Origin of the sequence: Frankia sp. AgB1.9, from assembly GCF_016786355.1 — a bacterium.
GTDB lineage: Bacteria > Actinomycetota > Actinomycetes > Frankiales > Frankiaceae > Pseudofrankia.
In genome coordinates this window covers 1-9781 of record NZ_JADWYX010000200.1, presented here as the reverse complement: position 1 = coordinate 9781, position 9781 = coordinate 1, and the positions used below count along the sequence as shown (strand labels likewise).

Sequence of the window (9781 nt, the reverse complement as noted above, 5' to 3'; positions counted from 1 at the left end):
CGGCAGATCGAGTCGAAGACGTTGTCGAAGCTGCGTCATCCGTCCCGGTCGCAGAAGCTGCGGGACTACCTCGAATAGGGTGACCGGCCAGAGACGGCGCTTCGCGCCTCTGGCCGTTCACCTCGGGCGCTGAGCGCCCTCCAGCCCCTGACATCCGATGGCGTGGATGTCGGGGGCTGGTGGCGTATCTGGGTTGGCTTCTTGGCTGGGTTGCGCTGTTCGGTGGTGCTGGGTTCGGTGGTGCTGGGTTGCGCTGTTCGGTGTTTCCTGGGCTCGGTGGTGGTAGTGGGTCGCCGCGACGGCAACCCTGCGGTGGCGCAGGGTCATTTTGGTGGCGCGGGTTGGATAGTCTTGCGCGCACGATCGTTTGCTCGACGTGTTGGCGGCCCTGCTCGGCCTGCTCGGCCCGCTCGGTGTGGCGGTGGTCGGGGCCAGGCAAGCAGCTATGCAGGTAGTCCGCTGTGACGGGGGTCACATGGCAGTGGACGGGTATCGTGCCGATTCCTGGCGTGACCGGGGAACCCGGGTCGCGCTTGTCGACAACCATTCCTTCCTGCGGGTAGGTCTCGCGGCCCTGCTCGCCGAGTTCGACGACCTTGAGGTCGTCGCCTCGGTCGGCAGCGTCGAGGAGCTCGACATCCATCCCGGTGTACCGCCGGACGTGGTCGTGACGGAGCTGAACTTCGCCGGCGGCATCACCGGGCCAAAAGCGGTCCGCTATCTGTGCCAGCAGGGCTATCGGGTCCTGCTGGTCACCGCCGAGACCGACGCCGAGCGGCTGCGGCTCGGCCTGGAGGCCGGCGCGAGCGGTTACCTCGGGAAATCCGGCGACGGCTCGCTGCTGCGGTCCTGTATCAAGGCGGCCGCGGCCGGGGATCGGTTGCGGTCGGACGTCGTCGTGAAACGGCTGAGCGCCCGGGCACCGAGCGCCTCCCCGATGCTGTCCGCCGCGCTTGTCGAAACGGTCCGGCTCGTCGCCAAGGGAATGGACAACGCGGCGATCGCCCGCAGCCGCGGCGTGAGCGTCGGCACCGTCAAGAAGCAGATTCAGGAGGTGCGACGCCTCTACCAGCGCCAGGGCCTGGACGTCAGTTCCCGGATCGCGCTGCTGGACGCCGCCCGTGGCCTCTTTCCTGACGAGGTCTGACCACTGTGAGACAGGAAACCCCGATGAGGCATGACCGTGGTCGTTAACCCCGCCCGTTCCGAGAGTGCCGCCCCGGCCGCCGGCCTCACCCGGATCACCTCCGTTCTGCTCACCGCGGTCGTCTCCGGCGTCGAAGGCCCGCGTTGGCGGGACATTGTCGTGCGGTTCCGCGGAGACGCGACCATCGGTGACCTGCGGGCTGCCCTCGCCGGCGAGGAGCCCGGAGCGGCGCCGGCCGCCGGAGGGTGGCTGCGCCAGCGGGTCGATCCGGAGGCCGGCCTGCTCGTCGACGGCCGCTACCGGGACCCGGCCGAGCCGCTGACCGCCGTGCTGCGCCACGGGGTGCTGGTCGCCCCGCGAGCCGCCCTCGCGGCGCCCGACACCGGCCGCGACGGTTTCGACGTCGGACCCGGCCAGCGAGAGGTCGCGGTCGTCGGCGGCCTGTGGGCCGGGGCGGCGGCGCCACTCGGCGCCGGTGAGGTCGTCGTCGGCCGTGGCTCCGTGGCGGGCCTGCGCGTCGACGACCCGAACCTCTCCCGCGCGCACGCCCGGTTCGACACGTCGGGCGGCCGGGTGAGGGTGCGGGACAACGGCTCCACGAACGGAACCCGGGTCGGCGGCCAGGGAATCGACGTCGCCGAACTGACCGACGGCGATGTCGTCGAGCTGGGCGGGAGCGTGCTCGCCGTGCGACCGGCCCCGCGCCGGGACGCCGACCTGGCCGCGGACGGACCGTTCGTCCGCTTCAACCGGCCACCCCGCACCCTCGACCAGCCTCGCTGGCGCACGATCGCGATGCCGACCCCGCCGTCGCCGCATCCGAGCCAGAGCCTCGTGGTGCCGGCCGTGGCACTGGTCGTCCCGCTGGCGACCTTCGCGATCCTGTACTTCATGCACGCGCTGCACGGCGCGTTCGTGTACATCATCCTGCTGGCACCGCTCGCCGGGCTCCTCGCGTTCTTCGGGCAGCGGCATACCGGCCGCCGTGACGCCAAGCGGGCGAACATCCAGTACCAGGCGGCTCTGGCCCGGGCCGAGGCCGACCTCACGTTCTCCCTCGACGCCGAGGCGAAGCTGCGCCGCGACCGCTCGCCCGACCCGGCGACCGTGCTCGCCGCGGCGACCGGGCCGACCCATCGGCTGTGGGAGCGCCGCCCTGACGACGACGACGCGCTGCGGCTGCGCCTGGGCACCGCCGCGCTGCCGGCCGGGACCAGCGTCCGCCACCCGCCGGCCGTGCCCGGCGTGACCGAGCAGCCGGACCCGCCAACCGTGCCGAACGTGCCGGTCCACGTCAGCCTGCCCGAGGTCCGGGTTCTCGGCCTGGCCGGCGACGACGAGGCCCGCAGGCATGTGGCCCGCGGCCTCGTCTGCCAGCTCGCCGGCCTGCACGCGCCCAGTGAGCTGCGGCTGACCGTGCTCGCGCCGGGCCGCGCCGCGGACTGGGCCTGGGCGTCGTGGCTGCCACACGCCCGGGAGCATCTTGACGTGCCCGACGGCCGGGTCACCGTCGCGTGCGACCAGGCCAGCATCGCGGCGGAGCTCAACCGCCTCGTCGCCACGGCGGCGGCCACCGCCCGCCGCAACGGGGACAGCCCGCTGCCGTCGCTGGCCGCGAGCGGCGGCGGGTTCGGCGACGCCGCCGCCGAGACCCCGCCGGTCGTGCTCATCGTCGACGGCGCCCGCGCGCTACGCGAGAACTCCCGGCTGCGGGTGCTGCTGCGCGACGGTCCGTCCAACGGGGTGTTCGTCATCGCGCTCGAACGTCAGCGCGCCGCCCTGCCACAGGAATGCCAGGCCACCTGCGAGCTGGCCGACGACGGCCACGCGACCCTGCGCCGGACCGGCCGGCCGGAGATCGAGCTGCTCGCCGACGGCGTCACGGCGGCCCACGCCGCCCGGCTGGCCCGCGCGCTCGCGCCGCTACTGGTCTCGACTGCCGCCACCGGCGCGTCCATCCCGTCGAGGATCGGCTTCCTGTCCGTCCATGGCCGCACGGCCCTGACCGCCGACGACGTCGCGCGCGGCTGGTCCGACGATCCAGAGCGGCTGCCGGTGGCGACGCTCGGCGCGTCCGGCAAGGGCGCGTACAGCATCGACCTGCGCAACGGCCACGACGGCCCGCACCTGCTCGTCGGCGGCCGCACCGGCATGGGCAAGAGCGAGGTGCTCGGCACGATGATCACCTCGCTGGCGTTGCGGCTGCCGCCGAGCGCCCTGGCCTTCCTGCTCATCGACCTCAAGGAGGGCTCGGGGCTCGCCCCGTTCGCCGCGCTGCCGCACACCCTCGGCCTCGTCACGAACGTCGGCAACGCCTCGACGAACGTCGAACGGGTGCTCACCTCGCTGGACGCCATGCGCACCAGCCGCCAGCAGGAGCTGACGGCGGGCGGCGGCAACCCGAACTACGACGACTACGTGGCCAACCGGCGCGGCCGACCGGTCGAGATCCCTCGGCTGGTCGTCGTCGTCGACGAGTTCGCCGAGCTGCGCGACAAGTACCCCGACGCCCTGGACCGGCTGATCTCGATGGCCCGGCTCGGCCGCAGCGCGGGCATCCACCTCGTCCTCGGCACCCAGCTGATCAGCCGGCACGTCACCGGCGACATCGCCGGCAACGCGAACCTGAAGATCTGCCTGACCGTCGACGACCCCGCCGAGAGCCAGGCCGTGGTCAACAGCCGGGACCCGGCGATCTGGCCCGACCGGGTCCCCGGCCGGGCCGCGGCCCGCTCCGACATGGGCTACGCGATCTTCCAGGCCGGCTGGCTCGGCGCGCCGGCGCCGGTGGCCGCCGGCCCGGCCGCGCTGTGCACCATCGAGCCGTTCGAACCAACCGGGACAGGCGCGCCGAGCGGGACGGGCGAGCCGGCCGGCGGCGCCGAGCCGGCCGCCGACGCGCTGGCGACCGAGCGGGACGTCGTGTTCGCCGCGCTCGGCGCCGCCGCCGACGCGGCCGGCGAGCGGCCCGAGCGCGGGCTGAACCCGCCGCTGCCCACGACCCTGCTGCTGGGCGACGTGGCCGACCTCGGGCCGGCGGCCGCCGACGAGCCCGGCCCGTGGCTGGCCGGGCCGCCTCGGCTGGCGCTCGGCCTGGAGGACATCCCCGGCCGGCTCGCGCAGCCGCCCTACTGGTTCCGTCCACGCGACGAGGGCCACCTGCTGGTGCAGGGCGGCTCGCGCAGCGGCCGCACGACCCTGCTGCGTTCGGTCGCGCTCGCCGCCGCGGCGGCGTACCGGGTGAGCGACCTACACTTGCACGTCGCCGACTTCGCCGGCGCCGGGCTGCGCGACCTGGGCGCGCTGCCGAACGTCGGCACCCTCGTGGAGCTGGAGGACGCGGACCGGGTCGCCCGGCTGCTGCGGCTGCTCGTCGAGGAGCTGCGGAGCCGCCAGGAGCTGCTCGCCGCGCACGGCGTGGCCGACCTGGCGGAGGCCCGGGAGCGGGGGGCCACCGACCTGCCCTACGTGCTCCTGCTCGTCGACCGGTACGACCTGTTCTGGGAGAAGTACTGGGAGCAGGACAACGGGGCGCTGGTGACCCAGTTCGACACGCTGCTGCGCGACGGTCCGGCGGCCGGCGTGTGGTGCGTCGTCACCACCGGTGGCGCGGGCCTGGCGGTACGCAACAACCTCGGGATCCGCGACCGGCTGCTGCTGCCGATGGCCAGCCGCGACGACGCGTCCAACGCCGGCCTGCGCCTGGACCTGCCGGCCCCGACGTCGGCGGGCCGGGGCTACCGGCTGCCGGAGCAGCAGGAGGTGCAGGTCGCCGTCGTCGCGGAGGCCGACCAGGCCGCGGCGATCGCGGGATTCGCCACGTCGCTGGTCGCCCGGGACGCGAACCTGCCGAGCTCGGCCCGTCCGGCGACGATCGAGCCGCTGCCGGCCGCGATCACCGCGGCGCAGCTCGAGCACCTGCGGATGGGCCCGTCGCCGGCCGGCCGGGCGGTCGTGACTCTCGGAGCGGGCGGTACCGTTCTCGGCCCGGTCGACCTCGACCTCGACACCACCGGCGGCTTCCTGGTGATCTCCGGGCCGCCGATGTCCGGGCGAAGCACCGCCCTGCTGACCGTGCTGCGTTCGCTGACCGCCCGGGGCGGCTGGTCGCCGATCGTGCTGGCGCCCCGGCCCGGCCCGGTCCGTGACCTCGCGGCCGGCGCGGGCGGCGGGGAGCCCGAGTTCCCCGTGCTCACCAGGCCGGAGGACGTCGCCGCCAAGCTGACCGACCTGATCGGCGCGGCGGCGGCCCGGGTGGTCCTCGTCATCGACGACGCGGACCGGTTCTTCGACGGGCCGGCGGCCGGGGTGCTGAACGCGCTCGTCAAGGACGCCTACGACCAGCAGATCGTGGTCGTCGCCGCGAGCCGGCCGGACGCCTGGGCCCGCGCGTTCCGCAACTGGGGCGAGGAGGTCCGCCAGGCCCGTACCGGTGTGCTGCTGTGGCCGCGCACCTCGGCCGACGGCGAGCTGTTCCAGCTCGGCACCGCGCTGGCCCGCGGCGTCCCGGGCTCGACCGGCCTGGTCGGCGAGGGCCGCGGCCTGCTCGTCGTCCGCGGCCGCCTCAGCGCCATCCAGATCGCCACACCGTGACGCGCCGAGTCCTGGGCCCGCCGGTGGTCAGTCCCAGGACTCGGCGCCCCGGCCAGGCTCAGGCCGCGCCGGGGAGGCCTTCCTGGATGCTGTCGAAGAGCTGGCTGCCGGAGGCCGGAACGAAGGTGATGACGGCGTCTGGATCCGTCGGGTCGGTAGGTGGCTCAGGCACCTCCCACAGGCCGGCCTTGCCGGCGTCGAGCCAGTTGGTGACGGCTCCCTCGATTCGTCCGTTCTCAGGCCGGTAGCGGGTCGCGACCAGGTAGGCGGTCGCGCCTTCGGAGAGCGCCGTGGCCAACGGCCTAGCCGCGTCCGCGCCGACCGATGGAGTGAGCGCCGCGACGGCCGTCGCCAAGTCGCCGCGGTCGGCGGCCGGGCCGGCGACCCACAGCGCCGACATCGGCACGGGCAACTGGCGGGCGGCCGGGCCGGTCGCCGCGCCGACGGCGACCGCGTCGATGGCACGCAGGTTCGAGTGGTCGACGACCCGTTCGAGCAGGGCGCTCAGCGCTATTTCCTCGAGTTCGTACACGGCGCCGGAATGCCCTTGGACCTGGATCGCGACGTCGGGCGTCGCGTACCAGAGCACAAGCTGGATGGTGCCGACCGGGCCGGGCTGGCCGTCGGCCAGCCGGCCCAGTTCGATCGACGTGCGTTGTAGCCAGACGACCAGCTGGGGCCGAGCCACGATCGTGACCATCGCGGCCAGCCGCGCGTCGACCCCGACCCCGTCGGGCGTCTCCGCGAGCAGACCTCTCGCCATCAGACCGTGCATCGCCGCGAGGGCGACGGATCGGGTGGGCCACTCGACCGGGCCGGCGACGAGGTCGGCGAACCCTTCGCTGGGAAGGTCGAGCATGCGACCGATGGTGAGCAACTCCTCCCGGCTGACGCGGAAATGCGCTGGCGGCGGAGTTGGCTCGGGCGCGACCGGAGTCTCGGTCACGGCCTCGGATATGGTGCCGGACCCAGCCTCGGTACCGGACCCGTTGTTGCCCACAAGTTCCTCCTGCTGAGATGTCTCGCCCACGGGCCGGTCAGAAGATGCTCGCCAGTTTCCTGGCCGCGCTCTTCGCGCCGGAGGCGATTCCGGAGCCGACCTCCGCGGCGACATGGTTCACCGCCGGCGCGTGTTTCTCGTACCACTCGTAGCCCGTGATCCCGGCCGCCACGAGCCCGCCGGCGATCTGAACCGGCGGGAACGGGACCAGCATCGCGACGTCCGCCGCGACCATCGCGCCGTCCAACCCGGTCTGCACGACATCGATCTTCTTGCCGTCCGGGGGGAAGAAGTCGTGGGCGAAGGAGTACATGTCCATTCCGTCGCCGGCGAGTGCCAACGGCCCGGCGAGCTTCAGCACCTTGCCGGTCTTCGCGAGGGCACCGAGCTTGGCGGCGTCCCCGGCCTCGCCACCTGCCTTGGCGGCCTTCGCCGCCTCGTCCCACGCCTTGAAGACCTTGGCGTTCGAATCCTTGTAGCTCTTGCGTAGGATGTCCCAGCCGTAGCCGGCGATCTGGCTGCCGCTGGAGAGCCAGTCCTGCCCGGTGACGCCGCCGAGCAGGGCCGCGAACGCGAAACCGGCATCGCCTGCCTGCGTCCGGTGTTCGCGGTCGGCGAGAAACTTCCTGAGCGCCCTCGGATTCTTGAGCAGCTTCTCGAGCTTCTTGTACTCCTTGGACTTCGGGTCGAGGAAGGCCGTGCTGAGGAAGCTCAACGCGTCCTTGCTCTTGTCGAAGAAGTCCAGTTCGTGGTGCGCCAGCTCGATCTTGTCCGCCACCGCGAAGGCGTCGCGGGACCGCTCGACGCTCGCGGAGGCGTCGCCGAAGCCGTGGGCGATATGCAGGACGCCGCTGGGGCCGCCGGCTACCTGGGCGAGTTCGTCCAGGACATGGGTGATGTGGATTCCATAGGCCGCCAGCAGCGACAGCCCCGCGCTGACGACGTGTGTGCCGAGCGTCGTGGACAAGGACATGATCTCGCCGCTGTCGGCGGCGCATCCCGAAGCGAGCGTCGTCATCTCGTTGGGATCGACAACGATGCGTACCACGTCGTCAGAACCTCAGTCCCAGAGAGGCGATCCTGGAGGCCAGCGGGCCCCAGGCCGGGCTGCCGCTGGCCGGCAGGCTCGCCGCGGTGATGCCGGCGGCGTGCAGCAACTCGCCACCGATGCCCGACATCGCGGAAAGGATCCGGCGTTCCAGCCCCTGGAGACGGGCGAGCTCCTCGCGGTAGTTCGCGGCCGCCCGGCGCAGGTCGGTGGCGAGATCGAACAGCTTGCCCGCCTCGGTGTTGCACTCCCGCTGACGGTCGACCATGGACGACCGGAACTTCTCGGCGGAGGTGCCCTGCCACTGGGCCTGGCTCGCGCGGCGCGTGGCGTCGTCACCGATGTCGGCGATCCGGCGGGCCGTGGACTCGGTGAGGGCCGCCAGCCGCTCGATCGACGCGGGGTCGAGCGGCGACACGTCAGGCCTGCTGGTCGGCGTGCAGCGCGTTCTGGAGCGCGGTGTCGACGTCCCGGCCGGCGTCGACCAGCGCGGCGGCGAGCTTCTGCAGCATCGGGGCGTACTGGGTGTGCCAGTCGTTGCGGAACATGGTCGGGACGTTGCCCTGCCAGTCCTCCTGGGTGTTGTCGACGTCGCTCTGCAGGGCCCGGGTGAGGGTGTCCAGGTTGGTGCTCTGGGTGTTGAAGCTGGCCTTGAGGTGGATCAGGGTGTCCGGGTTGACCACGATGCGGGCCATTGCCATCTCCTTGGCTTGCTGGTCGCGGCCGGTTCTCCCGGTCACGGACGGCCCTCTGGCTCGCCTGGAGATGTTGTACGCGTTACGCCCGGCTACGGACCATGGGCCGCGCGGGGAAGATCCCTGGCCTGGCATACCCCCGGGGAGGTACTCGCGGACTACCCCCTCGGGGGCTACTCCCGCGTCGGCCAGCCGCCGGAGGCCGCCGGGAGCGTGCGGGGCCGGTCCGGCGCCGAGCGCTGCTCCGGGGGCGGTGACGTGGCCGCGGCCGCCGGCGCCGTGCCGCCGGCCGGGACGGCGGGATCGGGCGGGGCCGGCGCGCGGTCGAGCAGCACCTGGAACACCGCTCGCAGGTGGTCCTCGGGGCGGGTGACCGACTCGGCCCACTCGGCGCCGCGCCGGCCGGCCCTCGTCAGCCGGGCCCGGTCGCGCAGCAGCCCGACGAGGACCTCCGCCAGCGCCGCGGGCGACTCGTCGACGGGCGTCGCTCCGGTGACCCCCTCCTGGTAGGCGTCCCGGGAGCCGCCGAACGCGGGACCGACAACGGCGCAGCCGGCCAGCTGGGCCTCCAGCAGCACGGTGCCGTAGCCCTCGCCGCACGGCCGGGGCCCGGTCGGCCTGGTCCTGGTGCATAGGGCGAACAGGTCCGCGGTCGCGTACTGCCTGGCGAGCGCCTCGTCCGATGGCGACTCGTCCAGCTCGGCGTCGGGCGTCGCGGACAGCAGTTCGTGCAGCGCGCCCGGCGCCGGGCCGCGGCCGGCGACGACCAGCCGGACCGGGCCCAGCTCGGCCCGGACCGCCGTCAGTGCCTCCACCAGCGTCGGGAGTCCCTTGTCCTCCCAGGCGGCCAGCGGGAACACCGACAGCACGGTCGGCACCGGGGCGTGCGGGCGGCGGCGGCCTCCCTCGGCCAGCAGGGCCGCCCGCCAGGCGGCCGGCACCCCGGGCGGCAGCAGCCGGGCGAGACCCAGTCCGGCGAGCGCGCCTGCGCTGAACGAGCTGATCGTCACCGGGCGCAGCAGCGGGTGGCGGGTGAGCAGTGCCCGGTCGGCCGGTGGCATCCGCCAGATGTCGGCGCCGTAGCAGAGCACCGGGACGCGGCGGGCGCCACCGAGGGAGGCCGCTCCGGCGGCGGCCTTCACCAGGTCCGGATGGCCCACCACGAGGGCGTCGAGCCGGCCGAGCCGGCGCGTCGTGCCGGCTACCCGCCGGGCGAAGTCGACCCGGGCGGCGAGCAGGCCCCCCGCCCCCGGGTCCGCCGCCCGCGCCCGCCGGCTGCGGGCCGCCGTCCTCGTGGA

At 73.8% G+C, this 9781-nt stretch carries 7 protein-coding genes; 2 read left to right on the top strand and 5 right to left on the bottom strand.

Features of this window, described 5'->3' with window-relative positions:
- The first annotated feature begins 475 nt into the window (after positions 1 to 475).
- Positions 476 to 1147 carry a response regulator transcription factor gene (locus tag I6A60_RS39545; RefSeq protein WP_203017399.1) on the top strand — a complete coding sequence of 224 codons (672 nt, stop codon included), beginning with the start codon at positions 476 to 478 and terminating at the stop codon, positions 1145 to 1147.
- 30 nt (positions 1148 to 1177) lie between these two features.
- Positions 1178 to 5740, top strand: coding sequence for an FtsK/SpoIIIE domain-containing protein (locus tag I6A60_RS39540; RefSeq protein WP_203055859.1), 4563 nt, complete (start codon positions 1178 to 1180; stop codon positions 5738 to 5740).
- 58 nt (positions 5741 to 5798) lie between these two features.
- On the opposite strand, the gene I6A60_RS39535 is transcribed toward I6A60_RS39540, so the two are convergent.
- From I6A60_RS39535 to I6A60_RS39515, 5 genes are all read right to left on the bottom strand, one after another.
- On the bottom strand, positions 5799 to 6686 hold the full coding sequence (locus tag I6A60_RS39535; RefSeq protein ID WP_203012107.1) for a hypothetical protein: 888 nt from the start codon (positions 6684 to 6686) through the stop codon (positions 5799 to 5801).
- Positions 6687 to 6777: 91 nt separating this feature from the next.
- Positions 6778 to 7788 (bottom strand): hypothetical protein, encoded by a 1011-nt coding sequence (locus I6A60_RS39530; RefSeq protein ID WP_203012108.1) that lies wholly within the window; start codon positions 7786 to 7788, stop codon positions 6778 to 6780.
- A gap of 4 nt (positions 7789 to 7792) precedes the next feature.
- Positions 7793 to 8206 (bottom strand): WXG100 family type VII secretion target, encoded by a 414-nt coding sequence (locus I6A60_RS39525; protein WP_203012109.1) that lies wholly within the window; start codon positions 8204 to 8206, stop codon positions 7793 to 7795.
- Between the two features lies 1 nt (position 8207).
- The gene (locus I6A60_RS39520; RefSeq protein WP_013423387.1) at positions 8208 to 8483 is read right to left on the bottom strand and encodes a WXG100 family type VII secretion target; all 276 of its coding nucleotides are present in this window, start codon (positions 8481 to 8483) and stop codon (positions 8208 to 8210) included.
- 173 nt (positions 8484 to 8656) lie between these two features.
- Positions 8657 to 9781: glycosyltransferase family 4 protein (locus I6A60_RS39515; RefSeq protein WP_203055858.1), on the bottom strand; the 1125-nt coding region annotated here is incomplete at its 5' end.

What these genes read in the sequence shown, in the direction of transcription:
- I6A60_RS39545 (WP_203017399.1), top strand. Translation starts at nt 476, where the DNA reads ATGGCAGTGGACGGGTATCGTGCCGATTCCTGGCGTGACCGGGGAACC.
- I6A60_RS39540 (WP_203055859.1), top strand. Translation starts at nt 1,178, where the DNA reads ATGACCGTGGTCGTTAACCCCGCCCGTTCCGAGAGTGCCGCCCCGGCC.
- I6A60_RS39520 (WP_013423387.1), bottom strand. Translation starts at nt 8,483, where the DNA reads ATGGCCCGCATCGTGGTCAACCCGGACACCCTGATCCACCTCAAGGCC.